The 26,814-nt window shown below is 70.8% G+C and carries 22 protein-coding genes and 6 pseudogenes; 21 read left to right on the top strand and 7 right to left on the bottom strand.

Translation table 11 applies throughout. The features are described from left to right. Positions 1–121 precede the first annotated feature (121 nt). From P2424_RS13215 to P2424_RS13200, 4 genes are all read left to right on the top strand, one after another. Positions 122–1,288: an acyl-CoA dehydrogenase family protein gene (locus P2424_RS13215; protein WP_276475948.1), complete on the top strand. Its 1,167-nt coding sequence runs from the start codon at positions 122–124 to the stop codon at positions 1,286–1,288. Beyond that, entirely contained in the window at positions 1,288–2,073 is a 786-nt protein-coding gene (locus P2424_RS13210) for an enoyl-CoA hydratase family protein (RefSeq protein ID WP_276475947.1), read from the top strand. Before P2424_RS13215 ends, P2424_RS13210 begins: the two co-directional genes overlap by 1 nt. A gap of 218 nt (positions 2,074–2,291) precedes the next feature. After that, a complete protein-coding gene (locus P2424_RS13205) occupies positions 2,292–2,822 on the top strand; it encodes a TetR/AcrR family transcriptional regulator (RefSeq protein ID WP_276478955.1) in 531 nt (176 codons plus the stop codon). Positions 2,823–2,928: 106 nt separating this feature from the next. Then, entirely contained in the window at positions 2,929–4,224 is a 1,296-nt protein-coding gene (locus P2424_RS13200; protein ID WP_276475946.1) for a hypothetical protein, read from the top strand. A gap of 30 nt (positions 4,225–4,254) precedes the next feature. Here P2424_RS13200 and P2424_RS13195 read toward each other — a convergent pair whose 3' ends face one another. Both P2424_RS13195 and P2424_RS13190 read right to left on the bottom strand, forming a co-directional pair. Continuing rightward, on the bottom strand, positions 4,255–4,464 hold the full coding sequence (locus tag P2424_RS13195) for a hypothetical protein (RefSeq protein WP_276475945.1): 210 nt from the start codon (positions 4,462–4,464) through the stop codon (positions 4,255–4,257). A gap of 550 nt (positions 4,465–5,014) precedes the next feature. Next, positions 5,015–5,548: an ATP-binding protein gene (locus tag P2424_RS13190; RefSeq protein WP_276475944.1), complete on the bottom strand. Its 534-nt coding sequence runs from the start codon at positions 5,546–5,548 to the stop codon at positions 5,015–5,017. Between the two features lie 180 nt (positions 5,549–5,728). Here P2424_RS13190 and P2424_RS13185 point away from each other — a divergent pair, with 180 nt between their 5' ends. The 3 genes and pseudogenes from P2424_RS13185 to P2424_RS13175 form a co-directional block, all read left to right on the top strand. Further along, on the top strand, positions 5,729–6,640 hold the full coding sequence (locus P2424_RS13185; RefSeq protein WP_276475943.1) for a Scr1 family TA system antitoxin-like transcriptional regulator: 912 nt from the start codon (positions 5,729–5,731) through the stop codon (positions 6,638–6,640). Beyond that, the gene (locus P2424_RS13180) at positions 6,637–6,852 is read left to right on the top strand and encodes a DUF397 domain-containing protein (RefSeq protein ID WP_276475942.1); all 216 of its coding nucleotides are present in this window, start codon (positions 6,637–6,639) and stop codon (positions 6,850–6,852) included. Before P2424_RS13185 ends, P2424_RS13180 begins: the two co-directional genes overlap by 4 nt. 86 nt (positions 6,853–6,938) lie before the next feature. Then, positions 6,939–7,202, top strand: a pseudogene (locus tag P2424_RS13175) (transposase family protein); the annotation flags it as partial. 102 nt (positions 7,203–7,304) lie between these two features. On the opposite strand, the gene P2424_RS13170 reads toward P2424_RS13175, so the two are convergent. Continuing rightward, positions 7,305–8,021 (bottom strand): TetR/AcrR family transcriptional regulator C-terminal domain-containing protein, encoded by a 717-nt coding sequence (locus P2424_RS13170; protein WP_346660082.1) that lies wholly within the window; start codon positions 8,019–8,021, stop codon positions 7,305–7,307. 285 nt (positions 8,022–8,306) lie between these two features. Here P2424_RS13170 and P2424_RS13165 point away from each other — a divergent pair. The 5 genes and pseudogenes from P2424_RS13165 to P2424_RS13145 all read left to right on the top strand — a co-directional run bounded on the left by P2424_RS13165 (position 8,307) and on the right by P2424_RS13145 (position 12,386). After that, positions 8,307–9,818, top strand: a pseudogene (locus P2424_RS13165) (MFS transporter). A 74-nt stretch (positions 9,819–9,892) separates the two neighbouring features. Then, positions 9,893–10,103, top strand: a pseudogene (locus P2424_RS13160) (DUF397 domain-containing protein). Between the two features lie 115 nt (positions 10,104–10,218). Continuing rightward, entirely contained in the window at positions 10,219–10,464 is a 246-nt protein-coding gene (locus P2424_RS13155; RefSeq protein ID WP_276475941.1) for a hypothetical protein, read from the top strand. 297 nt (positions 10,465–10,761) lie between these two features. Next, complete coding sequence (locus tag P2424_RS13150) at positions 10,762–11,610, top strand: DUF3626 domain-containing protein (protein ID WP_276475940.1); 849 nt, start codon at positions 10,762–10,764, stop codon at positions 11,608–11,610. A gap of 506 nt (positions 11,611–12,116) precedes the next feature. Continuing rightward, on the top strand, positions 12,117–12,386 hold the full coding sequence (locus tag P2424_RS13145; protein ID WP_276475939.1) for a hypothetical protein: 270 nt from the start codon (positions 12,117–12,119) through the stop codon (positions 12,384–12,386). Positions 12,387–12,451: 65 nt separating this feature from the next. Here P2424_RS13145 and P2424_RS13140 read toward each other — a convergent pair. Continuing rightward, positions 12,452–13,275: pseudogene (locus tag P2424_RS13140) on the bottom strand (transposase). A gap of 50 nt (positions 13,276–13,325) precedes the next feature. Between P2424_RS13140 and P2424_RS13135 the strand changes: the two are divergent. The 4 genes and pseudogenes from P2424_RS13135 to P2424_RS13120 all read left to right on the top strand — a co-directional run bounded on the left by P2424_RS13135 (position 13,326) and on the right by P2424_RS13120 (position 16,111). Beyond that, a complete protein-coding gene (locus P2424_RS13135) occupies positions 13,326–13,853 on the top strand; it encodes a GNAT family N-acetyltransferase (RefSeq protein ID WP_276475938.1) in 528 nt (175 codons plus the stop codon). A 194-nt stretch (positions 13,854–14,047) separates the two neighbouring features. Next, on the top strand, positions 14,048–14,641 hold the full coding sequence (locus tag P2424_RS13130; protein ID WP_276475937.1) for a hypothetical protein: 594 nt from the start codon (positions 14,048–14,050) through the stop codon (positions 14,639–14,641). 166 nt (positions 14,642–14,807) lie between these two features. Further along, a pseudogene (locus P2424_RS13125) lies at positions 14,808–15,577 on the top strand (transposase). An 81-nt stretch (positions 15,578–15,658) separates the two neighbouring features. Further along, positions 15,659–16,111: a hypothetical protein gene (locus tag P2424_RS13120; RefSeq protein WP_276475936.1), complete on the top strand. Its 453-nt coding sequence runs from the start codon at positions 15,659–15,661 to the stop codon at positions 16,109–16,111. Between the two features lie 107 nt (positions 16,112–16,218). Here P2424_RS13120 and P2424_RS13115 read toward each other — a convergent pair whose 3' ends face one another. Then, positions 16,219–17,310: a citrate synthase 2 gene (locus P2424_RS13115; RefSeq protein ID WP_276475935.1), complete on the bottom strand. Its 1,092-nt coding sequence runs from the start codon at positions 17,308–17,310 to the stop codon at positions 16,219–16,221. A gap of 553 nt (positions 17,311–17,863) precedes the next feature. Between P2424_RS13115 and pdxH the strand changes: the two genes are divergently transcribed. Next, positions 17,864–18,490, top strand: coding sequence for a pyridoxamine 5'-phosphate oxidase (gene pdxH, locus P2424_RS13110; protein WP_276478953.1), 627 nt, complete (start codon positions 17,864–17,866; stop codon positions 18,488–18,490). A 634-nt stretch (positions 18,491–19,124) separates the two neighbouring features. Further along, entirely contained in the window at positions 19,125–20,633 is a 1,509-nt protein-coding gene (locus tag P2424_RS13105; protein WP_276478952.1) for a PAS domain-containing protein, read from the top strand. A 3-nt stretch (positions 20,634–20,636) separates the two neighbouring features. Here P2424_RS13105 and P2424_RS13100 read toward each other — a convergent pair whose 3' ends face one another. Then, positions 20,637–21,416, bottom strand: a complete 780-nt coding sequence (locus P2424_RS13100; protein ID WP_276475934.1) for an SIS domain-containing protein — start codon at positions 21,414–21,416, stop codon at positions 20,637–20,639. Between the two features lie 259 nt (positions 21,417–21,675). Here P2424_RS13100 and P2424_RS13095 point away from each other — a divergent pair, with 259 nt between their 5' ends. Beyond that, positions 21,676–22,371, top strand: a complete 696-nt coding sequence (locus tag P2424_RS13095) for a metal-dependent transcriptional regulator (RefSeq protein ID WP_276475933.1) — start codon at positions 21,676–21,678, stop codon at positions 22,369–22,371. Positions 22,372–23,109: 738 nt separating this feature from the next. After that, on the top strand, positions 23,110–24,051 hold the full coding sequence (locus tag P2424_RS13090) for an alpha/beta hydrolase (protein WP_276475932.1): 942 nt from the start codon (positions 23,110–23,112) through the stop codon (positions 24,049–24,051). 352 nt (positions 24,052–24,403) lie between these two features. Here P2424_RS13090 and P2424_RS13085 read toward each other — a convergent pair. Further along, positions 24,404–25,096: pseudogene (locus tag P2424_RS13085) on the bottom strand (bifunctional DNA primase/polymerase); the annotation flags it as partial. Between the two features lie 295 nt (positions 25,097–25,391). Here P2424_RS13085 and P2424_RS13080 point away from each other — a divergent pair. Continuing rightward, positions 25,392–26,783 carry a transcriptional regulator gene (locus P2424_RS13080; RefSeq protein WP_276475931.1) on the top strand — a complete coding sequence of 464 codons (1,392 nt, stop codon included), beginning with the start codon at positions 25,392–25,394 and terminating at the stop codon, positions 26,781–26,783. The last annotated feature ends 31 nt before the right edge of the window (positions 26,784–26,814 follow it).

Below are 26,814 nucleotides of genomic sequence, written 5' to 3'. Positions count from 1 at the left end.
CCACCACCCCATGAGCCTCAGTCCACGAGCCGCCGCCACCTCATGACAGGGCTCCGGCCCGCGGCCCGCGCGCCGGCCGGGGCGGAACCGCAACCGTGCCAGCAACCTCAGGGAGTCGCACATGACCGGCCTGATCGAAACCGAGGAGCACACCGCACTGCGCGCCTCGGTCGCCGCACTCGGCAAGCGCTACGGCCGCGACTACTTCGCGCAGGTCGTCGCGGACGGCAAGCACACCGACGAGCTGTGGGCGGAAGCCGCGAAGCTCGGCTATCTGGGGGTCAACCTCCCCGAGGAGTACGGAGGCGGCGGCAGCGGCATCCAGGAGCTGTCCATCGTGCTGGAGGAACTCGGCGCCGCGGGCTGCCCGCTGCTGATGCTGGTCGTCTCCCCGGCGATCTGCGGCACGGTGATAGCCCGCTTCGGCGCCCAGGAGCAGCAGCGCACCTGGCTGCCCGGACTGGCCGACGGCACCCGGAAGATGGCCTTCGGCATCACCGAGCCTGACGCCGGCTCCAACTCGCACCGCATCACGACCACGGCCCGCCGCGACCCGGCCACCGGCGACTGGCTGCTGACCGGCCGGAAGGTCTTCATCTCCGGCGTCGACATCGCCGACGCCACCCTGATCGTCGGCCGCACCGAGGACGCCAGGACGGGGAAGCTCAAGCCCTGCCTGTTCGTCGTCCCCCGCGACACCCCCGGCTTCACCTACAACATGATCGACATGGCGGTCGACGCGCCGGAGAAGCAGTTCGAGCTGGTGCTGGACGATGTGCGCCTCCCGGCCGACGCCCTGGTCGGCGACGAGGACGCGGGGCTGCTCCAGCTCTTCGCCGGTCTCAACCCCGAACGCATCATGACGGCCGCCTTCGCGCTGGGCATGGCGCGCTGGTCGATCGAGCGGGCACTGGAGTACGCCCGCACCCGCCAGGTGTGGAAGGAGCCGATCGGCGCCCACCAGGCCATCGCCCACCCGCTGGCCCAGGCGCACATCGAGGTGGAGTGCGCACGGCTGATGATGCAGAAGGCGGCCCGGCTCTACGACGCGGGCGACGACACCGGCGCGGGCGAGGCGGCGAACATGGCCAAATACGCCGCCGGAGAAGCGTGTGTGCGGGCCGTGGACCAAGCCGTGCACACCCTCGGCGGCAACGGGCTCACCCGCGAGTACGGGCTCGCCGCGATGATCGCCGCGTCCCGGGTGACGCGGATCGCCCCGGTCAGCAGGGAGATGATCCTCAACTACGTCTCCCACCAGACCCTCGGCCTGCCGAGGTCGTACTGATGGCCGCGCCCGAGAGGACGCTGGGGACCGCCACCGCCGGCGGCGTCCGCACCCTCATCCTCGACTCCCCGCACAACCGCAACGCGCTCTCCACCCGCCTGGTGGCCGAGCTGTACGCGGAACTGGAACGCGCTGAGGCCGACCCCGGCGTCGGCGCCGTGCTGCTCACCCACACCGGGAACACCTTCTGCGCCGGTGCCGACCTGAGCGAGGCGCGCGCACACGAGGGCCCGACGGACGCGCCGCTGGAGCTGGCCCGCCTGCTGCGCACCGTGGTGGCCTTCCCCAAGCCCGTCGTCGCCCGGGTCAGCGGCCACGTCCGCGCGGGCGGCACCGGGCTGCTGGCGGCCTGCGACATCTCTGTCGCCGGTCCGGGGGCGACGTTCGCCTTCACGGAGGCCCGGATCGGGGTGGCCCCGGCGGTGATCTCCCTGCCGGTGCTGCCGCGCACCGACCCGCGCGCGATGTCCCGCTACTACCTCACCGGCGAACGGTTCGGCCCGGCCGAGGCCGCCCGGATCGGCCTGATCACGCTGGCCGCCGACGACCCGGACGAGGCGCTGGCGCCCGTCCTGGACGGGCTGCGGCAGGGCTCCCCGCAGGGCCTCGCGGAGTCGAAGCGGCTGGTCACCAGGGAGGTGCTGGCCGCCTTCGACCGGGACACCGGTACGCTCGCTGAACTGTCGGCGCGGCTGTTCGCGTCCGACGAGGCCCGCGAGGGCATGACGGCCTTTCTCGAACGACGGGAGCCCGAATGGGCAGTGCGGCAGGCGCCCGTGCGGTGAACACACGGGCCGGGCGCGAACGGACGACGACCGGCGGCGCGGGCGGCGCGCGCGGCGCCGCCGGGATCGCGGGCGCCGACGGGAGCACGGCGCCGGCTGAGCAGGGCCGGACCGGAGCTGAGCAGGGCCGGACCCGGGGTGCGGCGCCGGCCCGGCAGGACCGTACCGCCCGGGGCGCGGCGCCCAAGCAGGACCGCAGCCGCGCCACCCGGCAACGCCTGCTGGAGTCCGCCGTGACCTGCCTGGCCGAGCACGGTTGGTCGGGCAGCACGGTCAGCGTCGTCGCCGAACACGCGGGCGTCTCCCGCGGCGCGGCCCAGCACCACTTCCCCACCCGCGAGGACCTCTTCACGGCCGCCGTCGAATACGTCGCCGAGGAGCGCTCCCGCGCCCTGCGGGAGCTGCCGGCCCCGGCCGGTGCGCGGGCCGTCGTCGAGGCGCTGGTCGCCCTCTACACCGGGCCGCTGTTCCGCGCGGCCCTGCACCTGTGGGTCGCCGCCTCCAACGAGCCCCAGCTCGGCCCCCGGGTGGCGGACCTGGAGGCCCGGATGGGACGGGAGACCCACCGCATGGCGGTCGACCTGCTCGGCGTGGACGAGCGCCGCCCCGGCGTCCGCGAGACCGTCCAGGGCCTCCTCGACATGGCCCGCGGCCTCGGCCTCGCCAACCTGCTCACCGACGACAGCGCCCGCCGCGAGCGCGTCGTGGCCCAATGGGCCCGCCTGCTGGAGGACAGCCTGCGGGACTGAGCCGGGGAAGACGGGAAGGGCCGGCACGGGCCGGCGGTGAACGCCTCGCGGTGTCCTCGCGTTGTGGACGGGCAGGAGAACCCGTCAGCCCGCGAAGGAGGCCCCGATGCACCGCCTGCCGCCGCCGGACCCGCGTACGTCGAATCCGGGGAGCCCCGGAATCCCGCGCCGCCGCCTGCTGCTCGGCGCGTCCGCCGCCGCGCTGCTGGCGGCCGGGTGCAGCGCGGAAGGCGACGGAGAGGGCGGGGACGGCGGACACGAGGACGGCGGCTCCGCGCAGCGCCCGGCAGCGGCGCCGAGCGGTGTCCTGGGCGCCAACTTCAACGAGGACCCCGGCGAGGTCAGCTTCGCCCGGCTGCGGGGCGTCTCCGCGAGCTGGCTGCGGGGCTTCCTGCCGATGCCGCAGGCCGACCGGGGACCGGTCCGCGAACAGCGCGCGGTGGCCGCCCTGCTGTCCGCGCACGAGCAGCACTACGGCACCGTGCTGTCGCTGAAGTTCCCCTACCGGCAGCGGGCGCTCCCCGCTCCGGGGAGCCGGGCGATGGAGGCAGAACTGGCGCGGGTGGAGAAGGCGGCCCGCGCGGTGCTGGGAAAGGTCGACATCCTGGTGATCGGCAACGAGCCGTTCCTGGAGAGTCGGCGCGCCGACCGCGACGGCACCGCCCTCAACACCTTCTACGAGCACGTGGCCGAGCACGTCATCGCGTACCGCAGGAAGCACTTCCCGGACGGCTGCCGCACCCGCCTGTACATGGGCGCTCTCAACCACCTCGACGACCCCGCCGAGCGGACACCGGCCACCCGCCGCTGGCTCGACTTCGTCCACGGCGCTCCGGAGATCGAAGGCGTCGACATCCACCCGCACGTGACCTCCCTCGACGCCGCCCAGCAGTACCTGGACTACGTCGTCCCGCACCTGCGCTCCGACCAGAAGTTCCTCGCGACCGAGTTCTCCCTCGTCCACCACTGGCGCACCCACCTGCGGGACCGCATCCCGCCCCGCTTCGCCCGCCGCTACGACGTCGCTCCGGACACCCGGGTCTGGCAGCTCCTGAAGACCGCGGTGGACAACCCCTTCCCCCAGGAGAAATGGGACGCCTTCCTGTCCGCGAGCCCCTGGTTCCACAAGAACCGGCACTACCTGCGGGACCAGGTCCAGCGGTTCCGCGACACCGGAAAGCTCGCCGTGGCCACCTACGGAGTCGCCCAGGCCGACGCCATGGTCCGCGACATCGGCCCCGACAAGCAGCCCTGGCTCCTCAACAGCGTGTACGCCACCCGCACCGTCCGCGCCCACGAGGACGGCGCAACCGGACACACCACGGCCTGGTTCGACGACTTCACGGCACTGCAACGCCTCCGCGACCGCCGCCCGGTCCGCACCAGCCGGACGTCGACCTGAGTCGACCTGCCTCCGCCCGGCGCCCTGCGGTTACGGAAGTGCCCGGTACTCATGTGGCGGGCCGACCAGTTCGGGATGCTCCACGACGTAGCGATCACCGTGGATCGCCAGCATCGCCCAGTGCCATGCCTCGTCATGGAAGACGAGCCCCCGGAACGAGGCGTCAGGCGGCTCGTACGGGTACTGCTCCAGGGCGGCTTGCTCGGCCTCCACCGGCGTCAGCCCTCCATGGTGTTGCATCACCCATGCATACGCCCGCCGCTCCGACCGCAGACAGTCGCGGTATTCGTCCTCATCCCACGTCATGGCTCACCACCGAAGAGGGCCGTCGAACGGCTGGTACTGACTGGACGGGTTGTGGGAGCAGCTCCAGCGACTGCCCACTGGCATCGTGCAGCATGTGCACTGCGGGTAGGGGACTTTGGCCATGTTCCGCTCATGGTGCTCCCTCATGCGACGCATCGTGCGGTCGAGTTCCCGTTTCTGTTCCGCCCGGCGCTGTTCCCGTTCGGCCGGCGTGAGTTCGGGTGGTGCGGACGCAAGGTCGCGTTCCGCCGCCGGCGCGCGGACTGTGACGGCATCAGTCCTGGTCAGGGGCGCCGTCTGCCGGCTCGGCTCGCCGCCTGGGTCCTCCCGCGCATTCGGGGCCTGCGCCGCCGATCCGCCCGAAGCGCTTCGGGCGGAGGACGTCTCGAGTCGCGGCGGGTGGCCGGAACCGCGGGTGGAGCTTTGCCCACACTGGAGCATTCGACCACTCGGTGAACCAGTAGCTCTCCCGGCCTCGTAGACCTCATGAAGCTGCCTTGTCGGAACCAGGAAGAGCACTCGGCCGCTCACCCGGCAGCGCCAACTCCGCCCAGAGGGTCTTGGTGATCCGGTCGTCCGTCCTGTCGCCCCAGCGGTCCGCCAGGGCGTCCACCAGCAGCAGCCCGCGCCCGGACTCCTCCTCGGGGGACGGTGGTTCCGATACCCGGGGCGGGAGCGGTTTGTCCGCGCGTGCGTCGGTGACCTCCACCCGCAGCCGCCGCCGGGCGGACGCCGTCCCGGTCAACGTCAGACGCAGCCGGAAGTCCCGGCCGATGCTGCCGCAGTGCCGTACGGCGTTCGCCGCCAACTCCGCCACGACCAGCGCCGCATGGTGCGAGCCCGTGCTGCGGTACGGGATCGCGCGCTCGTCCAGCCACTGCGTCGCGAGCAGCCGCGCGAGCCGCGCTCCGCGCCGAGTCGAGCTGAGCTGCACGCAGAACGTGGCCGACGGCACCTCCGATCCGGCCCCCACCTGGGGTGGCCCGGACTGGCGAATTTCCTGCGTTCGCGGATTCATAGCGTGACGGTCTCGTCACCCGGCTAGCGTGGCCCATGTCAGGAGCGCGTCCGCCGGCCGCCGGTACGGTCACGCGCGCGTTCTTGCGCGGGGATGTACGGGCCGTCCGCCGTGACCGACCCACGGCATGACGGCGTTGACGCGGAGACCCGTAAGAGGGCGCACGAGGACGTGAGAGCGATGACCGACCCGAACCAGCACACCCCCTCCCCGCAGCCGGACCGGAAGAAGGACGGCCGCGCCGTCCCCGCACCCCGCACGGCCGCCACCCCGCAGCAGCGCAAACGCGAGGACGACCGCCCCGGCATCTGGGTCGGCTACGGCAAACTGCTGCGCAAGTTCCGGCTGGCCGCCGGGTACTCGCAAGAAGCCCTGGCCCCGCTCCTGGGCTACTCGACCGAACAGCTCGCCTCCGTCGAGCAGGGCCGCCGCCCCGCGAAGGCTCCGCTCACCCTGGCGGCCGAGCGGGTGCTGGACGCGGGCGACGTCCTCTCGACCCTCCAGGAGGATGTTGACTTCGCCAAACTGCCGCCCTTCTTCCGTGACTTCGTGCTGTTGGAGATGGAGGCGGTCAGCCGGTTCGACTACGACCCGCTGCTGATCCCGGGCCTGTTGCAGACCGAGGGGTATGCGCGTGCCCTGTTCGAGGGGCACGTGCCCATGCTGGACGAGGATGCGATCGAGGACAGCATCGATGCCCGGCTGAGCAGGCAGAAGATTCTCACCAAGCGGCCGATGGTGGACTTCTCTTTCGTCATCGGAGAGGCGGCTCTGCGGCAGGAACTAGGTGGTCCGGAGGTGATGAGGGAGCAGTACCGGCACCTGCTTGCCCTGGGGGCGCTGCGCAACGTGGCCATCCAGGTTGTGCCGATCGGCTGTGGCTTCCACACCGGTCTCAACGGCGGATTCGTCCTCGTGGAAACCTCGGGGCATCAGCAGTACGGCTACTTTGAAGCGCAGGACATCGGGTATGTCGTCAGCGATCCGAAGCAGGTCAGCACATTCGCCTTGCGGTATGGCAAGCTGCGATCCCAGGCGCTGAACGTCGAGGAGTCAGCCGTCTACATCGAGCAGTTGGCAGGAGAACAATGACGAACGAGCAGGAGGCAGCCCGGCTCGACGAGCTGTCATGGCGCAAGAGCAGCTACAGCGGTTCGGGTGGGGGCAACTGCCTGGAGGTTGCTCACAGGTCCGCCACTGTGTACGTCCGTGACTCCAAGCAACAGCGCGGCCCCCTCCTCTCCGTCCCGTCCACCCAGTGGGCGGCCTTCGTCGCCTTCGCCCGGCGGGGGACGCAGGACTGAGCACACGACGTCCCCGCCACCGCAACTGAGTGGGGGCGGGGACGCACGACCAAGACCACCGGCTCGGCTCCACCCGGAGCTTCTGGGTGCTTGTCCACCCGCCCGGTCTTGATGTGTCCGCCTCGACCCCGTGTCTCCTGTCGGTGCGCCTGCAGGCGCTGCGTCGGGAAAGTGGAACACGATGGAGGCAGCCGGGGCGCCGGATGCCAGGCTCTGCCCGTTCTCGCGTACCTGCGCTCCGGTCACGCGTACGCTCAGCTTGCCGCCGGCTTCGGCGTGGGCGCCATCACCGCATACCGCTCATTACAGAGGCCGGCGATGGCCTGGTCCCTCTCGCCCCGAACCTCGCATGGTGGACGGCGACGCCCTCAACGACGCGGGGCACGATGCCTGCTGGCCAAAGCAGCACGTCCGCCGCTGGCATTGGTTCAGCAGTGCCGGTAGAGCTGCGCTCAGCGTTGGGCTCCCGCCGCGATTCCGTCGAGCAGGAATCCGAGGCCGAGTCGAAAGTTGGCGTCCCAGTCATCGTCTGCGATGTAGCTGTTCGCCGCGACTGTCGGATACTGCTCACGTCGGCTCTCCAGATACTCCTGCCCCATCCGAGTGTCCTCGGCGGAGAGTTGCAGGCTGGACTGGGTGGCGGTAGCGCCCATCACGTGGTTGTAGAGCGCCCATGTCGCCGCGTTGAGCCGCTTCCCGGTCAGTCCCGCGCGCACCAGGGCGGTCTGGAGGAATTCCATCCAAGCGAGGAAGTTCGGTCCCATGAGCGGCCGTTGACGTGCGGGCACAGTGGCTGCCCAGGGGTGCCGGAGCATCGCCTTGCGCCAGTTGTGGACGAGCGTCGCGATGTCCTCGCGCGCACTCTCCGCGTGCCGGCCCGGCACCTGGGTCTCACCGAAGATGGCGTCTACCGCGAGGTCGATGACATCGTCCTTGGTCGCCACGTGCCAGTACAGCGTCGTCGCGCCCACTTGGAGCCGTTCGGCCAGCCGTCGCATCGTCAGCCGTTCCATGCCCTCGTCGTCCAGCAGCGCGACGGCCGCTTCGACGATGCGTGCCCGGGTCAACGGAGGCTCGCCATTGTTCTCCCTCGAGGGGCGCAGCCAGACATTGCCGACCTTCCCGCCGGACCGGCTCTTCGTGCCCTCTTTGTCTGCGATGACGTTCACCTCCGAAATCACGCGGCTCGGGCCGCGGCGCAGCAATCCGCACCGAGGGTGCACCGGAGTCTTGCATGCCCGCACCACCGGCGCGTGCGAGGTGGTCGTCGCTCCCTGGCCGCGACACGTCCCCCCACTTTCTGAAAAATCTCCCAACCCAGCGTTCACCTGGGGTTTTGACGTTGCGCGGGCCACTTCCCCCGGGGGCTTGCGACCACGTTCCGTCATGCCCCACTGCGCTGAGTCGTAGTACAGTCACAGCCACTAGACCAATGTTCGAGCCACTCGACCATAGTGCGAGTGATCGTGACAGACATCAAGCAAGAAGCCCCGGCTCCCGCCGCACCGCCTGCGAAACGCTGGTGGGTTCTCCCCGTGGTGAGCCTCGCTCAGCTGATGGTCGTGCTGGACGCGACCATCGTGAACATCGCCCTCCCTTCGGCCCAGCAGGACCTGGGGATGACGGACGCCGACCGTCACTGGGTGATCACCGCGTACGCGCTGGCCTTCGGCGGCCTGCTCCTCGTCGGCGGCCGGGTGTGCGGAGCCCTGGGGCACCGGCGCTCCTTCACCCTCGGGCTGATCGGATTCGCGGTGGCCTCCGGAATCGGCGGGGCAGCGAACTCCGGAGGCGTACTGTTCGCCGCCCGAGCGGGGCAGGGGGTCTTCGCCGCTCTGCTGGCGCCGGCCGCTCTGTCCCTGCTGATCCTGACATTCACCGACGGACGTGAGCGCGGCAAAGCCTTCGGTGTCTTCGCCGGTGTGGGGGCTGGCGGGGCAGCGCTCGGCGTGGTGGCCGGCGGTCTGCTCACCGAATACGCCGACTGGCGCTGGTGTCTCTACGTCAACATCCCGATGGCCGCGATTGCCCTGCTGGGCGTGCCCCTCATCAAGCGGGACCGCCCCAGCGGCAGCCTTCGCCGTCTGGACCTTCCCGGGGTGCTGCTCAGTGTCACGGGTCTCGTCTGCCTGGTCTACGGCTTCACCCAGGCCGAACCGCACGGCTGGGGAGACCCCAAGGTGCTCGCCCTCCTGATCGGCGGAGTTGTGCTCCTGGGACTGTTCGTCCTGGTCGAGGCCCGGGCAGGGCATCCGCTGCTGCCGCTGCACATCCTCACGCACCGGACACGGGGCATCGCCTTCGCCTCCGTGTGCGTGATGTTCATCGCGATGTTCGGCTTCTACCTGTTCGTCAGTTACTACACGCAGACGATCCTGGGCTACTCGCCTGTCAAGGCAGGGATGACCCTGCTGGTGAACGCGGTCTGCACCACCATCGGCGCCATGCTGATCGCTGGGAAACCGAACGGACGTGTCCCCGCGAACGTGCTGATCGCGGGCAGCCTGCTGTCCGCCGGACTCGGCATGCTGATCCTCACGTAACTGGAGACTGACAGCTCCAACGTCTTCGCCGCCTACCTGACGCCCTCGATGATCCTCACGGGTCTCGGCCTCGGCTGCTTGCTGGCCACGGCGACCGACAGGGCGACGGTGCAACTGGGGCACGCCGACGCAGGTGTTGCCTCAGCGGCGTACAACACAGTGCAGCAGGTGGGCGCCGCGTTCGGTACCGCCTTGCTCAACTCGATCGCCACCAGCGTCACCGGTGAGTACCTCAAGGAGCACGGGGCCGGCCGCGCAGCCGTCAACGCAGGAACGGTGCACGGATACACGGTGGCGCTGTGGGTGGCGTTCGGCATCCTCCTCGCCGGCGCACTGGCCGTCGCCGTGTTCTCCCAGCGCCGCAACCGCGACCCCGAGCCCGCCCTCGAGTCCGCGCACGAGCCTCGCGCTTTCACGAAGTGAGCTGTCCAGCAGGTGATCAGCGAAGTAGAAAGTGCCCCCGAACAGCGAGATGAGGATTGTTGAGGTCCCTGTTGATGAGAAGTCAGCAGCAGACAGCCCGTCTCCGGGAGCTGTCGTGGTTCAAGAGCAGCTACAGCGGCCCCGAGGGAGGCAACTGGCAACTGTGTCGAGGTCGCGCAGGCCCCCGCCACTGTGCACGTCCGTGACTCCAAGGACCGGCACGGCCCTGTCCTCTCCGTCTCGTCCACCCAGTGGGCCTCCTTCGTCGCCCAGTTGGCGAGGTAGCGGCCCGAAGAAGCGCGAGGCCGCGTGAACTTTCTCGCGGGGGACGGCATCGAACTCCCTGCAAGATGATCATTTGCACGTCGTTCATTCGGGCGTGCAGGCAGAGAGGGAGAGCATGCGCAAGTTCAAGCGTGCAGCAGTTGTCGGTGCCGGTCTCCTGGCCTTCTCGGGCATCGCCGTCGGCGCGGCCCAGGCTGCTCCGGCGGTCCACCAGGGTGAGGACATCGTCGTTCCCGGCACCAGCATCCAGGACTGCCAGGCGGTCGGCGACGAACTGCAGAACGCGGGCTGGATCGAGGGCTACGCCTGCATGGTCAACTCGGACGGCACCGTCTCAGTCACCCCGTACTACCGGGACTGAGCATTACCGCGACAGACGCGGCCGTCCCCGCTGTCGCAACCGGCGGCGGGGACGACGCCACCTGGTCGGACATGTTCCGGAGACCAGTTGATCACCGTTGGCCGCGCCCTCCGCGCAGCGGGCACTCCACGCGCACCGACGCGGTATCCCGAGTGCGTCCCCGGTCACGTCAGTCACCGTGATCACATCCCCGACCTCGAGGTCGCTCCTGCCGTATCCCGCTCAGCGTGAAGCCTCGAGCGAAGGCCGTGAGGGAGCCTGGGTGCAGGGGTTGGCCGGCCCGGGGACACTGCGTGTATGAGCTTCGACTCCATCCGGACGCCGCAAGAACGGGCTCTTGAGCACGTAGCCGGGCTCTCGTGCGGACCGCCGATGGACCCGACGCTGCGGGTAACCCTCAACGTCCATCCCGACCGCCTGGCAGGTGGAAGGCCGATCCTCGACTCCCTGCTCGGGTACGGTTCCTACGTCTCGCAGTTCGTCACCGGAACAAGCAATGGCGGGCTGACTGCCTATCCCGGCGGAGACCGGTGGCAGTGGGAGAGCCGGATCTTCAACGGCGCCTACGACGCCGCTACTGCCGGAGAGCGGCCCGTCTACGGGGCACTGAACTTCCGCAAGAGCCCGATCGGTGCGGCGCCGCGCTTCGGCTCCTCCCACTTCCGGCTCACCGCCCGGACACTACGGCGTACGACGTTCTGCTATCCCGACAGTTGCCTGAAGCCCTCGGATTTCGGTACCGCAGAAAGCATGAGGCTTGTCGAGCTTGCTCAGGCCGATCATCGGGATGCCCTCGACGACTGCATCGAAGCTCAGGTTCATGGACCCGTTCGCCTCGACCGCGACGTCGAGGCCCTGGTTCTGGACCACTGCTACCGGGGCACGACTGTCGAAACGGCTGCGGGCCGCCTCCCGTGCCCCGTGGAGTGGCACCCGGGGTTCCGACTCACCGTCCAGGAACTCCGGCGGCATCCCGAGTATCGAGGCCAGGAGATCGTCGACTTGGGCCCCCAGATCGCAGTTGGTGGCCTTATCGATCCGAGCCTTGTCGGAGACGCCGCACGGACCGGACGTTATGACGCACAGGAGGTCAAGAAGGTGTGGCACTGCCTGGCTCGATTCGGAGCCGCGTTGGCAAGTGGCTGACGGGGCGCGCCACGCGGAGCAGGAAGGGCAGAGCGAGCTCTATCGCGCTCGCTGACGTTCGGTGATCCTGCTTCATTCTGGCTCTGAGCTGGCCAGTTGTGGCCAGAGGGCGCATTGGTCGAGCCTCGTGATGCTGATGCTCGCGCAGCTGAACTTGCGGACAAGCCGCCAGGGCGCGAGGGCGGCCATGGCTTGTTCGATGAGGTGTCGAAGATGCGCGGTGTACCGGTTCACCGTCCGAGGAAGGTGAATCCCGGTACTTCGACTAAGGCTGTCCCGTAAGTCTCGAAGGCGCTGCACTGCCCGTTCGGATAGCTCGATCCGTCGTCGCTCGCGAGCCGCCGTGCCAGCACGCACCGGGGGCCAAAGCCCCCGCGGGGACGGCCGTTAGAGTGGTCCGATGGATGTCGGTGCGATAGTGATCGCAGTCGCCGGTGTCGGGGGACGCTCGGGGGTGCGCTGTTCACCCAGCGTGGTGCCGACCGGGTCAAGCGGCCGAGTTGGAGATGACCCATGCTTTCGAGGAAGCTCGCGAGCACCGTGAACTGCGGCGCAGTTGCTATACGGAGCTTCACAGGGCCGCGCGGCAGTTTTCCACGGCGCTCAGCTATCACTTGTACGTCATGCGGGACCGTACGGCCGAGGCCGAGGATATTCGTGCGCTGGAAGCATCCAAGGACACCTACCGCGACCGTTGGTCCGAGACATTGATGATCGCCTCTGACGCGGTGATCCCTTCGTCTCACGGCGTGAATGAGGCACTGACCCTCGTCTAAGGGCTGTCCCGCAAATGATCTATGAGTCGGCCTGGACATGGTCGTTGTGATGGCGGCGTGCTCGCTCACCCGGCGAGGGTGAGGTTATGTAGGCGGGCGATGCCGAGCATGGCGTGGTGGACGCCATCGCCCTTCAAGCGGCAGTCGCGGAGGATCTTCCCGCTCTTCATGCGGGCGAAGGTGTGCTCGACGCGGGCGCGTACCTTGCGGTGGGAGGTGTTGTGTTCCTCTTTCCAGGCCGGGAGCTCGGCCCTGGCCGGGTTCGCGGCGGTGTGGAATGACCAGGCCGGTGCCGCGGTAGCCGCCGTCGCCTATCACCGTGGTGCGTCCACCGTGGTGCGTCCGACGGCTGCCTTGGCGCCAGACATTTCCCACGCCTTGCAGTTGTTGCGATTGCCGGGGCCGGTCGGCCGACGGTGACGCCGAGACGGGTGTCGGCGTCGATGACGACCTGGTGGTTGGTGGAGTAGCGGTAGTTCTTCGACTGCTCCGCGACGGTGTGGTCGCGGGTGGGGACCAGCGTGCCGTCCACAATCAGCACGGTGTCCTTGCGGAAACCGCCTGGGGGCTGGAGCGAGAGCGACGGGGCGAGGTGGTCGATGATGCGGTCGGCCGCGGACTTCGAGATCCCGAACAGCGGGACGAGTTGCCGCGAAGTCAGGTTCGTCCGCCAGTACGCGGCGACCAGCAAAACCCGATCCTCCAACGGCAGGCTCCACGGTCGGCCGCGGCGAACCGGATCGGCACCCTCGCGCCGCAGCGCGGTGACCGGCTTCCTGAACTGACGCGGGCTCAGCCTGGTGAACGGGGCTATCCAGGAAGACTCTGACGCCGTAATCACACCAGCCGCCCCAAGATCATCCTCGGTGTTGGCGTGGCTCTGTACGATATCCGTGGAACCCGATGGCGCGACGCAGCCCTGGCGCCAAGAATCGCCAGATGCATGACGTGAAGATGTCCGACGGGATCATCACCCTGTCCCCGCTGCGCCTGGACGATGCGGAGGCGCACCTCGCAGGGGAGGATGATCCGCTGGTTCGCTGGCTCAGCGGCGGTCCCGGCACGCGCGAAGGCGTCGTCGCCTACATCCGGCACTGCCGGGAACAGTGGGACACGGCCGGGCCACTCCGCGCTTTCGGTATCCGGGCAGGCGCCGACAAGGCGCTCGCAGGGACGATCGACCTGCGATTCGCAGCAGAGGGCTTGTCCGCTGGCCAGGTGAATGTCGCCTACGGGCTCTACCCATCCTGGAGGGGGTGCGGCCTGGCCACCCGCGCGGTCCTCCTGGTCTCCCGATACGCGGCAAATGAGGGCGGGAAAGAGGCGGTAATCCGGGTAGATCCGGAGAACGCCGCATCCGCTGCTGTCGCCCAGCGGGCGGGGTTCATCCCTGGCAAGCACACGCACGGCGTGGACGGGACACGGCTCGACTGGTACATACGGGACCTGCGCATCGATACCCAGTGACGACTCCCAGTACCCACAAGCCAGCATGAGCGCGTTTAGCAACACGTGACCAGCGATTCCGGGACAGCCTTAGACATAAGAACCAGCACCGGGGGACAGGTAAGGACACTTCAGCAGCTCAGGGAACAAATTAGAGTCAAAATGTACGAGTTCTATGGATTGCACTAGAGCGAGACCGTCACGGAGGAACCTGCATGGGGAGCAACCTGTTCCTGAGTCGGCGCATGGTCCTGCGCCCGGGAACCGATGAGGAATCTGTCGACGAGCTCGCCGCCCGTCTTGGACTGGCCAGACACGCAGACATTCCAATGAACGAGGAGGAGGGTGTCCCTCGTCAGGTGATCTGGCACGCAGAAACCGGTCCCGCCCTCAACTATCGCGAAGACGTGTTTTCCGCTCTCCCGTACGTTGTCGTCACGGCAGAGAACTCTCACGATCTGAGCGAATTCGTCGATATAGTGGAGGCGGTGCTGGACACCTGGAGGGTCCCTGAACTATTGCAGACGGTGGACGCGAACGCAGAACCGAACGCACTTCCCGAAGCAATTCTGCGGATGGGATTGGGGGCTCCGAAAGAATTTGATCAGGACTTCTTTTCTCATGTGCGAGACGCCCTCGGAGTTGACCGCGAGGACGTGCGTGAAGCCGCCCTGCTCGCAATGACATACCAGCCGTGGAGCCAGTACGAGACTCTCATCGAGAACTTCTTGGAGCAAGAAGGAATGAGCGAGCCACTCGAAGAGACCGCTCGGATCATTCTTGACGAGTTGGAAGGCATGAATTCGTGACACGCTACCCGGACATACCCAAGCCGATTCGGTCGGGGATTGTGATCGTGGATCCCGAGCGGGGGACCACGAAGGGGATCATCGTGTTGCAGTTCAATCCGGACAGCCTGGAGCGCTCGCTAAGACCTGTCCCGTAACTGTTGGTCAGGGGTGAGATGATCTTGCTGTGTCTGGTGTGATCACGGCGTCGCAGCCCTCTTGGATAGCCCCGTTCAGCGGGTTGAGCCCGCGCCAGTTCGGCAAGCTGATCACCGCGCTCCGGCTTGAGGGTGCGGATCCGGTGCGCAAGGGCCGGCCGTGGAGTCTGCCGCTGGAGGACCGTGTGCTTCTGGTCTCCGCCTACTGGCGGACGAACCTGACCTGCGCCAGCTGGCGCCGTTGTTCGGGGTGTCCAAGTCCGCGGCCGACCGCATCATCGACCACCTCGGGTCGTCGCTCGCCCTCCAGCAGCGTAAGCGGTTCCGCAAGGACACCGTGCTGTTCGTCGACGGCACCCTGGTCCCCACCCGCGACCACAGCGTCGCCGAGCAGTCGAAGAACTACCGGTACTCCACCAACCACCAGGTCGTCATCGACGCGGACACTCGGCTGGTCGTCGCGGTCGGCCGCCCTCTGCCCGGCAACCGCAACGACTGCAAGGCGTGGGAACTGTCCGGTGCGAAGGCTGCTGTCGGCCAGACCACGGTCATCGCGGACGGCGGCTACCGGGGCACCGGCCTGGTCATCCCGCATCGCCGCGAACCCGGCCAGAGCGAACTCGAGGCATGGAAAGAGGGACACAACACCTCGCACCGCAGAGTCCGAGCCCGTGTCGAGCACGCCTTCGCCCGCATGAAGACCTGGAAGATCCTCCGCGACTGCCGCCTCAAAGGCGACGGCGTTCACCACGCCATGCTCGGCATCGCTCGCCTGCACAACCTCACCCTCGCCGGGTGACGAAGGGAAAACGCAGGTCAGCGAGCACGCCGTAGATCATTTACGGGACAACGCTTAGATATGGGCGTCAGCGAAGAACCATTGCGGTACGACTTCATCTTCACCCCACCCGAAGAGGACGCCGCTGGCTGGAACCTCACTCTTTCCGGGTTCGGTCAGGCTCTGAGTCAGTCTTTCCCGGACTCTTCGGTCTCTCAAGAAGAGGGTGCTCTGGGGCCCCGTGAGGCGCAGTCACTGAGCTTCGAAATCGAGCTCATGCCGGGTGAGTGGCTGGAAGGCATCGTGAGCACGCCCTTCCCCCGGACCGGCTCGGTCTTGCTCAGACTGGCAACGCCCCTCCACGGTGCGGGGTTCGCGAAGTGGCTGCGAGACGCATATGTCCCCCAGCCCGCTCGGATCGAGGCGGTCGTCTCCTTGGCCCTGGAGAACGGAGTGGACGATGTCCGGTCGATTCCCCCAACGGGAGACCTCGGCGCCATTGTGGAGGTACTGCGGGAACATATCGCCGTGGTGGAGCAGCAGCTCGGCGGCTGACCGGGCGGGTCGCCTTCGCCGGGTGGCGCCCGCATCGCTGAGCCGACACCCGACGTCCCCGCCCCCGCGAGAGCGCGGGGCGGGGACGGCGGGGGCCGGGCCGGGGGTCAGGCGGAGAAGCCGGCCACCTCGCGCGGGTCCCGGGGGCCGGGGCCGACATAGCGGGCGGAGGGGCGGACGAGGCGGCCGGTGCGCTTCTGCTCCAGGATGTGCGCCGACCAGCCGGCGGTGCGGGCGCAGGTGAACATCGAGGTGAACATGTGGGCCGGGACCTCGGCGAAGTCGAGGACGATGGCGGCCCAGAACTCGACGTTGGTCTCCAGCACCCGGTCGGGGCGGCGGGCGCGCAGCTCGGCGAGGGCGGCCTTCTCCAGGGCCTCGGCGACCTCGAAGCGAGGGGCTCCCAGTTCCTTGGCGGTGCGCCGCAGCACGCGGGCGCGGGGGTCCTCGGCGCGGTAGACGCGGTGGCCGAAGCCCATCAGCCGCTCGCCCTGGTCGAGCTGCCGCTTGACGAAGGCGTCCGCGTCGCCGGTGCGCTCGATCTCCTCGATCATGCCGAGCACCCGGGAGGGCGCTCCGCCGTGCAGCGGGCCGGACATGGCGCCGACCGCGCCGGAGAGTGCGGCGGCCACGTCGGCGCCGGTGGAGGCGATGACGCGGGCGGTGAAGGTGGAGGCGTTCATGCCGTGCTCGGCGGCTGAGGTCCAGTAGGCGTCGACGGCGGCCACGTGCTTGGGGTCGGGCTCGCCGCGCCAGCGGCGCATGAAGCGCTCGACGACCGAGTCGGCCTGGTCGATCTCCTTCTGCGGCACCATCGGCAGGCCCTGGCCGCGCGCGGACTGCGCGACGTAGGACAGGGCCATGACGGCGGCGCGTGCCAGGTTGTCGCGGGCGGTGCGCTCGTCGATGTCGAGCAGTGGTTTGAGGCCCCAGACCGGCGCGAGCATGGCGAGCGCCGACTGGACGTCCACCCGGATGTCGCCCGAGTGCACCGGGATGGGGAACGGCTCGGCGGGCGGCAGTCCGGGGGTGAAGCCGCCGTCGACGAGCAGGCCCCACACGCTGCCGAACGACACGTGGCCGACCAGGTCCTCGATGTCGACCCCGCGGTAGCGGAGCGAGCCGCCTTCCTTGTCGGGTTCGGCGATCTCCGTCTCGAACGCGACGACTCCCTCGAGTCCGGGTACGAAGTCGGACATCTGGCGGCTCCCTCGTAAAGCGCTGTCAGGGCGGGCTGACGGCGGACGACCTCTGGCGTGGCTGCACAGGGCAGCGGTCTGGCGTGGCTGCGCTGAGGCAGCGACTCGGCGTGGGCTGCGCGGGGCAGCGTGGTCTGCGGTGCGGGTGCGGCTGAACGGTTCCGCTGCCGACCTCGCGGCTCACGGACCGGGCCGTCACCTCGGTCATGCCCGCCCCGATGGCTGCTCACGCTCCCGTGCCTGTGGCCTGGAGCACGCTGCTGGGCGGAGCGGCAACGATAGCCCTTGGTGTACGACTGCCACAGCTCTCGGGGCAGGATTCTGGCGGTTCCGGCGGCTGCGCGGGAGGGTGAGATGAGGCACAGGGGCCGATTCCGGGCGTTCAGGTGTGCGGCCGGCGTCCACCGGGCAGACTGTCCGACCGCGGCCGGGACGGATGCTGCAAGATGGCGGCGTGCCTCACGCTGATGACGTTGACGACGCTGCCGCCGACCCCGCCGACGCAACCGCCACCTCGGATCCGACGGATCCGACCACCCTCGATCCCGCCGCGATGCGCGCCCACTACCGGTACGAAGGGCTCAGCGAGAGTGAGCTGGCGCCCGACCCCTTCGCGCAGTTCGCGCTCTGGTTCGCGCAGGCGTCCGCAAGCGGGCTGCACGAGCCCAACGCCATGATCTGCGCCACCGCCGACGAGCGCGGCCGCCCCAGCACCCGTACCGTCCTGCTCAAGCGCCACGACGAGCGGGGCTTCGTCTTCTTCACCAACTACGGCTCCCGCAAGGGCCGGGAGATCGAGGCGAACCCGTACGTCTCGCTGCTCTTCCCCTGGCACGGCATCGCCCGCCAGGTGATCGTCTCCGGTACGGCGGAGCGCACCGGACGCGACGAGACGGCCGCCTACTTCCGCACTCGCCCGCACGGCTCGCAGCTCGGCGCCTGGGCGAGCGAGCAGTCCTCGCGGGTGGCCTCCCGCCAGGAGCTGGACCGGATGTACGCGGAGCTGGCCGAGCGCTACCCGGAGGGCGAGGACGTTCCGGCCCCGGCGCAGTGGGGCGGCTTCCGGGTACGGCCGGAGACCGTCGAGTTCTGGCAGGGCCGGGCGAACCGGCTGCACGACCGGCTGCGCTACAGCCGGTCGGAGGACGGCGGCTGGGACATCGAGCGGCTCTGCCCGTAGGGGCGTCCCGCTCGTGCCGGACCCCGTGAGCTTCGTGGCCGACCCCGGGCCCCGTGCGGGCCCGGGCCGTCGTCGGGCTGCCGCGATGCGGCCGGGCGGGTCTGTGAGGGCGGTGGGACAGGTCAGCGGGGCGGAGGGTGGCGGCAGGAGAACAGCAGACGGCCCGTGGGCGACTCCTTCCGCCCCGCGCGAGACGCGCACGGCGGACGGCGTCGGTCGGACGAGTCCGACGAGCCCACGGGCCGGGTGACTGCTGTGGATTGGCCGGCGAACCGGCGTCACGCTAGTGGCGTCGGCCTCAGGCCGCAGCCACCTCACACGTCCGGTGATTGATCATCAGCCGGATCACCTCCTTTCCTGTGTACTCCCCACCGTAGGCACCGCCCCGAGGGGCGGCAATCGAATTTCGGGGCGGCAACGATTTCCGGGAACTCGCTGTGCCGTGCGTCACGTTCAAGTTGAATGATCCGTACATGAGTCGTGGCGCTCCGCGACGGGCGCCGCGCCGCGACCTGCGGGCGGACGCACAACCGACGGACAGCCACAGCGACAAGGGGGTGCCGAGGTGGCCGCTCGACCCGAGACTCACTCCGCGTCGTCCTCGGACGACGAGGGCGGGCCCGACGACGAACTTCTGCTCGCCGCGCTGCTGGACGGCATGGACGCGGCACTGTGCGCCTTCGACGCGGACGGCGTGGTCACCCACTGGAACCGCGAGGCCGAGCGGATGCTGGGCTGGACGCAGGAGGAGGCCGTCGGCCGCAAGGGCCTGGCCGGCTGGGCGGTGCGCCCGGCCGACGCGCCGGAGGTCGAGGGCCGGCTGCTCGGTGCGATGAGCTCGCCCGGTCGCCAGGTCCACGAGTTCGCGCTGCTGACCAAGGACGGCGGGCGGGTGCTGGTGCGGATCCAGTCCTCCGGCGTCACCGGGGCCGACGGGCGGCCCAAGGGGGTCTACTGCGCGTTCAGCGAGGTGCACGCGCAGATCGATCTGGAGCGCTGCATCGCGCTGAGCGAGGCGCTGCTGGAGGACGCCTCGTGGGGCGTCGTCCTGGTCGACGCCGACCTGCGGCCCACCGTCGCCAACGCGTCCGCGGCCCGCGCCTTCCGGGTGCCCGCCCGCGCCGCCATGCTCGGCCGCCCGCTGGGCGAGCTGCTGGAGCAGGGCATGGAGGAGCTGGAGGGCGCGCTCCAGCACGTGCTGGGCGAGGGGGCGCCGCCCGGTCCCGCCGAGCTCTGGGTGACGCTGCGCCCGCCGGCGGGCCGCGCGGGCGGCGGCGCCGACGCGGCGGACACCGGCCGGGAGGACGCCGCCGCCACCCAGGACGACTCCGGCGGCCCCGGCCGCAGCGGCGGCTCCGGGCGCGCGGGGACCGACGGGGACGACGCTGGCGCCGTGCCCACGGAGTCGGCCCGCCGCCGCTGCTGGCGCAGCGGCTTCCTGCGGTTGGCGTCCCCGCTGGCCGAGGAGCCCGTGCCGCTGGGTGTCGCCTGGCTCTTCCAGGACGTCACCGCGCAGAAGCGGACCGAACGGGAGGCGGCCCAGCTCCGCTTCCGGGACAGTCAGCTGCACCGGGCGGCGCGGGCGGCGGCCGAGTGCGCCGACCCGGCCGAGGCCGCCTGTCTGCATCTGGAGTTCGCGCTGGCCGGTTTCGCGGATCACGCGCTGCTCGATCTGGCCGCCGACCCCGGCCCCGAGCCCTCGCGCACCCGGGACGCCTCGCTGGACGCGCTGCCGCCCAGCGACCCGCGGCTGGTGCGGGCCGCGCTGACCCCCGCGGTCGAACGCGGACGGCCGCCGTTCATCGAACCGGGTACCGCCAGCGGCATCCCCGTCGCCTACCCGGAGGGGCACCCGGCGCTCCAGGCGTACCAGCGCTGCACCTCGGTGCGGGCCAGCAGTGGCGAACAGCGCGGCCCGGAGGCGGCGGAGTGGGCGCGGTCGCGCAAGTGGCCGCGGGGCAGCGTGCACGGACTGTGCACGGTGCTGCGCTGCCGCGGCCGGTCGCTCGGCGTGGTCACCTTCCTGCGGGACGCGGGCCGCCGCCCCTTCGACCGGGAGGACGCGGACTACGCGGAGCAGATCGCCGCGCACGTGGCGGCCGCGGCCGATCTGGCGGGCGTGCTGGAGAACGGTCGGCGGTAGAAGTCAGCGGTAGAAGATCCGGTCCGCGTACTCGGCCATGACGCGGGCGTTCCAGTCGTGTCCGCCGTCCACGTTCCCCGAGCGGAGCATGGGCGGCTCCACGCCGCGGCGGGCCAGCGCCCCGGTGGCGGTGGCGACGATGGCCTGCATCACCGCGCTGGTCACCACCGTGGAGGCGGGTGCGAACGGCGCGTCGACGCCCTCGGCGGTCAGTTCGGCGTCGCCGAGCGGGATCCGGCTGTCGACGACGAGGTCGCAGTGGTCCTTGAGGAAGGTGCCGGTGGTGTGCCGGGACCGGGTCTGCGCCGCGTACGCGACCGAGGTGACGCCGATGACCTTGAGGCCGAGCGCCCGCGCGTTGAGGGCCAGCTCCACGGGGAGCGGGTTGCGGCCGGAGAGGGAGATGACGATCAGTACGTCGCCGGCGCGGGCCGGGCTGGAGTCCAGCGCTGCCGCCGCCAGCCCGGAGACGCGCTCCAGGGCGCTGCCGAGGGTGGCGGGGTGCACATCCACGCCGACCGCGCCGGGAACGTTGAGCAGGTTCATCACCGCGAGGCCGCCCGCCCGGTAGACGGTGTCCTGCGCGGGCAGCGAGGAGTGGCCCGCGCCGAAGGCGAAGATCCGGCCGCCCTCGTCGACGGTCTGCGCGAGCAGTTCGCCCGCCGCCGCGATCCCGGCCGCCTCCCCGTCCCTGACTTCCCGCAGCAGCGCGACGGCCGCGTCGAAGAAGTCCTCGGCCAGGGTGTTGTGCGCCTGCTCCGGCAGCTCGGCCTTCTCGCCCATCGCGCGCCCTTCGCGTCCGTGGTCCCCGCGGCCCTCGTCCGTGCTGCCCGCGGCCCGGTTCCGTTGTGTAGTACGCCGCTCACGTTGCGGTCCGTACGGCGCTCACGTTGAGGTCTGGACCATTCTTCTGTCAACCGCTTCTGTCAACCGCCGGGTGCCCGCCCGCCGGTCCCGGCGCGCGGGCGGGACGGCGCGGTTGTCGGTGCGATGCGTCAGAATTGCTTGAGGGCCACCGCACGAGCTGACTAGGGGCTACGCAATGTCAGGACTCATCGACACCACGGAGATGTATCTCCGCACCATCCTGGAGCTTGAGGAGGAAGGTGTGGTCCCGATGCGTGCCCGCATCGCCGAGCGCCTGGACCAGAGCGGTCCCACGGTCAGCCAGACCGTCGCGCGGATGGAGCGGGACGGGCTCGTCACGGTCGCCGGGGACCGCCACCTGGAGTTGACGGACGAGGGCCGGCAGCTCGCCAAGCGCGTGATGCGCAAGCACCGGCTCGCGGAGTGCCTGCTGGTCGACGTCATCGGCCTGGAGTGGGAGCAGGTGCACGCGGAGGCGTGCCGCTGGGAGCACGTGATGAGCGAGGCGGTCGAGCGCCGGGTGCTCGACCTGCTGCGGCACCCCACCGAGTCGCCGTACGGCAACCCGATCCCGGGCCTGGAGGAGCTGGGCGAGCCGGCGGAAGCCGACCCGTTCCTCAACGAGGGCCTGGTCAGCCTCAACGACGTGGAGACGGGCGGGGACGGCAAGACCGTCGTGGTCCGCCGGATCGGCGAGCCGATCCAGATGGACGCGCAGCTGATGTACACCCTGCGGCGGGCCGGGGTGCAGCCCGGCGCGGTCGTCAGCGTGAACGCGGGCTCCGCGGGCGGCGTCCAGGTGGGCAGCAGCGGCGAGGCCGCGGAGCTCGGCACGGACATCGCCGCGCACGTGTTCGTGGCCAAGCGCTGAGCGTCGTGCCGACCGGCTGCCCGTCACCAGGTCGGGCGTGCCGGTCGCGTCGGGCGCCCGGGGGTGCGGTTCGGGGGCGCCGGCTGTCCGAGGGGCGCGCGGCACCGTGAGGACCGGCTGCCCGCGCCGACCGGCCGCCGGTACCGATCGACTGCCCGTACCGTCCGGCCGCGCGCGTAGTGCGCTCTGGCGCCCTCTTCGGGGCGTGTGGGAGCGAGGCGCGGCCCGGTGTGCCGGGCTGCGGCGGGGGCGCGTCGGGTCGCGAACGCTCCGGCTCCGGTCCGTCGCGCCCCGGCGCTGACCAGTGCGCCCTGCGGCCCGCTGAGCGCCGGGCGCCGCCCCCGGGGATGGGCGTCTTCCCAAAATCTGCCCGCCGTACCAGAGTTGCCCGGACACAAGCGGTCGCGTGGGTACCGTGCGACGTTGTCGCTGCCGGGAGGGGAGCCATCGATGCAGTGTTCCGCGGGCTCTGCGGCGCCCCGCTCGGGCGGACCGAGCAGGCGGGACTCCGGTGCCATCGGCTCCCGGAGCCCCGCCTCCCCATGTCCCCCCGCGGCGACCCGGAGCCCCGAGCTCTCAGGGTCGGCCGCCCTCCCGGTTCCTGTCTCCCCCGGGGGAGGGCGGGCAACCCCGCGACGTTGTCACTCGAAGGTGGGGTATTCGCCGTGAGCCCCGGCTGTTCGAATAAGGGTTCGATAGTCTGACGCGGCGGTCACGGGAGTGGGGGTGTCACGACGCATGGTGCGACGGATCGATGTGACGGGTGTGGACGGAATCCACCTGGCGGCCTGGGAGTTCGCCGACCCGCCCAAGGCCGTTCCCGAGGCCGTGGCAGGGGGCGCCCCCGAGCCCGGTGCGGCCCCCCGCGTACCCGACGGCGGCCGGGGCGGGTCACAGCGCCGCAAACCGCCCGGAGTGCTGTTACTGCACGGACTCATGGGCCGTGCGTCGCACTGGGCGAGCACTGCCCGCTGGCTCACCGACCGCTACCGCGCGGTCGCCCTGGACCAGCGCGGCCATGGCCGCAGCGACAAACCGGACGAGGCCCGCTACGACCGGGAGGCGTACGTCGCGGACGCGGAAGCCGCGCTCGAACAGCTCGGCCTGGCCCCCGTCGCGCTCGTCGGCCACGCCATGGGCGCGCTGACCGCCTGGCAGCTCGCCGCCAAACGGCCCGACCTCGTCCAGGCCCTGGTGATCAGCGACATGCGCGCCTCGGCGCTCGGCGAGCAGTCGCAGCGCGAGTGGCAGGAGTGGTTCACCTCGTGGCCGGTGCCCTTCGCGACCCTCGCCGACGTCCGCAGATGGTTCGGTGAGGACGATCCCTCGCTGGAGCGTTCCCGGCCCTCGCGCGGTGAGTTCTTCGCCGAGGTGATGGCCGAGCGCGAGGACGGCTGGCGGCCGGTGTTCTCCCCCGAGGTGATGATGCGGGTCCGCGAGGCGTGGGTGCACGACGCGCACTGGGACGAACTCGCCCAGGTCCGCTGCCCCACCCTCGTCGTCCGCGGTCTCGACGGCGAACTGGGCCGGGCCGAGGCCCAGGAGATGGTGCGGGTGCTGCCGCGCGGAATCTACGCGGAGGTCACGGAGGCCGGGCACCTGATCCACTACGACCAGCCCGACGACTGGCGCCGCGTCGTGGAGCCCTTCCTCCGGGCGACCCTCCCCGCGGGTGGCTGACCGGTCCGCGGCGCCGACCCGGCCGGCGCGCGTCGGCCGGGCGGATATCCGAGCTCCGGAGCCCACCGCGCCGTCACCGCCGCGGAGGCCGCGGGGTCGTCGGCGCGGTGGTTCCGGCCACCCGGTGCGGGGCTCCGGCCGGGCCGTTCCGCACCGGATACCCGCGGGGGGCCGCTCCCGGCATCGGGCCCGGCGCCGGGCCGCCGGGGGCCGTCGCGGCCGGGCCGGTGGCGGCGGGTGAGCCGCTCGCCGGGCCGCTCGCCGTTCCGACGGGCCCCACCGTGCGGCCCGGACCGTCCGCCGCCGACTGGGCCGCCCCGTCCGTCGCAGTGCGGTCCGCGCGTCCCGCCGCCTCCCGGCCGCACGCGTAGGCGAGCGTGGGCAGCAGCTCGTCGACGTCCGGCAGCCAGCGGTTGGCGGCATTGGGCTCGCGGGCCCATTGGACGGCCCCCCGGGTGCCCAGCCGGGTGGGCGGCGCCGCCACCCAGTCCCCGGCACTCTTGCTGCGCAGGTCCAGCGCGGTCGGGGACCAGCCCAGGCGGCGCAGGACGGCGGGCACCTTGGGCGCGACGCCGGGCAGCACGAAGAAGAGCATCCTGCCGTCCGGGGCACAGGTGACCGGCCCCAGCGGCTGCGCCATCCGCTCCAGCCGGGTGAGCGCCAGGCAGCCGGCCGTCTCGGAGACCTCCAGCGCGTCGAAGGCGCGTCCGGTCGGCAGCAGTACGGCGGCGCGCGGCTCGGTCGCCCACAACTGGCGCGCGGTCGTCGCGCTCCCCGTCGTCTCGTCCGCCCAGCGGGCGCGCGCGGGATGTGCGCCGGGCGCGGGGCAGGAGCGCTCCCCGCAGGAGCAGTGCGGCACGCCGTTCACCGTCTCCAGCCAGGTGCCCGGGAAGACGTCCCAGGCCCGTTCCTGGGTGTAACGCACCGCGTGTTCCAGCGGAGCGGCGTGCGGTGCCGTGCGCTGCCCCGGAATGCGCGTGCGCGGGGTCGCTCCGGAGGCATCAGAAGTATCAGAGGTAAGGGTGATGGTCTCTTCCACGACCATCACAACTTTCGTCCCCCCCAGGGGTTACGGGCGCGGAGCGGGGCGGCTCGGGGCACGACGGCGCATACGCCGGTCGAGCCGTCGCTGTTTCCGCAGCCCAGGGGGCAGCCCGCGCTCGGAACGGCGCATAGGGGCATGTGTAGGGGCGCGTACACAGAAGGGCGGCCCTGGGTGGGTAGTCCCCCTGCGGTGCATTGCGCTGTGAAGGGCGGGGTTCGAGGGAATCACGGGCATATGCGCCGCGCAGGAGAAGTGACCGGGCCGGGTCAGCACGGAAACCACGGAGGGGGATCTCATGGCCGCCAGGCCGCTCGTCGCGAGGCAGCCCAACGAACGCCTGCAGGCGCTCATCCAGGAAGCCGGGTGCTCGAACGCGGGCCTGGCCCGCCGCGTCAACGTGTGCGGATCCGAACACGGACTGGATCTGCGCTACGACAAGACCTCCGTGGCCCGCTGGCTGCGCGGGCAGCAGCCGCGCGGCCGGGCCCCCGGCATCATCGCCGAGGCGCTCGGCCGCAAGCTGGGCCGGACCGTGACGATCGACGAGATCGGCATGGCCAACGGCAAGAACCTCGCCTCCGGAGTGGGACTGCGGTTCGCCCCCACGGTCGTCGGCGCCATCGAGCAGGTCTGCGAACTGTGGCGCAGCGACGTGGGCCGCCGGGACTTCCTGACGGGCTCGACGGTGGCGGCGTCCGCGCTCGTCGAGCCGAGCCGGGACTGGCTGATCACACAGCCCGACCACCAGGTCTCGCGCTCCTCCGGGGCCCGGGTGGGCGAGCCGGACGTGGCGGCCGTCCAGGCGATGACCGAGGCGCTCTCCGATCTGGACCACCGCTACGGCGCCGGTCATATCCGCCCCGTGGTGGTGCACTACCTCAACAGCGTGGTCTCCGGGCTGCTGGCCGGCTCCTACAAGGAGGCGGTCGGCAGGTCGCTGTTCGCCGCCGTCGCCCGGCTGACCGAACTGGCGGGCTACATGGCCGTGGACACCGGGCAGCACGGGCTGGCGCAGCGCTACTACATCCAGTCGCTGCGGCTGGCGCAGGCGGCCGGGGACCGGGCCTACGGCGGCTATGTGCTCGCCGCGGGAATGAGCCACCTCGCCGCGTCGCTCGGCAACCCGCGGGAGATCGCGCAGCTGGCGCGCGCGGCGCAGGAGGGCGCGCGGGGGCGGGTGACCCCGCGCGCTGAGGCGATGTTCCACGCCGCGGAGGCCCGCGGGCATGCGCTGATGGGGGACGAGCGGGCCTGCCAGGGCTCCGCTTCCCGTGCGCTGATGGCGATGGACGGCGCCGAGTCGACAGCCGGGTCCGGCGACGACCCGCCCTGGATCGCGCACTTCGACCGTGCCTACCTCGCGGACGAACTCGCCCACTGCCACCGCGACCTGGGGCAGTCCGAACGTGCGGCGGCCCGTGCGGAGGAGGCCGTCACCGGCCACCCGGAGGGGCGCGCGCGGCGGCGCGCGATCGGACTGTTCCTGCTGGCGGACGCGCAGGTCCAGCAGCGCGAGGTGGAACGCGGCTGTCACACGGCCGGCGAGGCCGCGCGGCTGCTGGCCGGGCTGCGGTCGGACCGGGGAGCGGAGTATCTGGAGGACTTCCGGCTGCGACTGGAACCCTACGGCGCGGAGCCCGTGGTGCGGGAGTTCACCGAGAGCCTGGAGCCCACTCCCGCAGCGTGAGGAGCGGACGCCGGCCTGCGAGCCGGCGCCG

Origin of the sequence: Streptomyces sp. WMMB303 (assembly GCF_029351045.1) — a bacterium.
Taxonomy (GTDB): Bacteria; Actinomycetota; Actinomycetes; order Streptomycetales; family Streptomycetaceae; genus Streptomyces.
The sequence above is the reverse complement of the archived record's forward strand: the minus strand, read 5'-3'. Positions and strand labels throughout refer to the sequence as shown.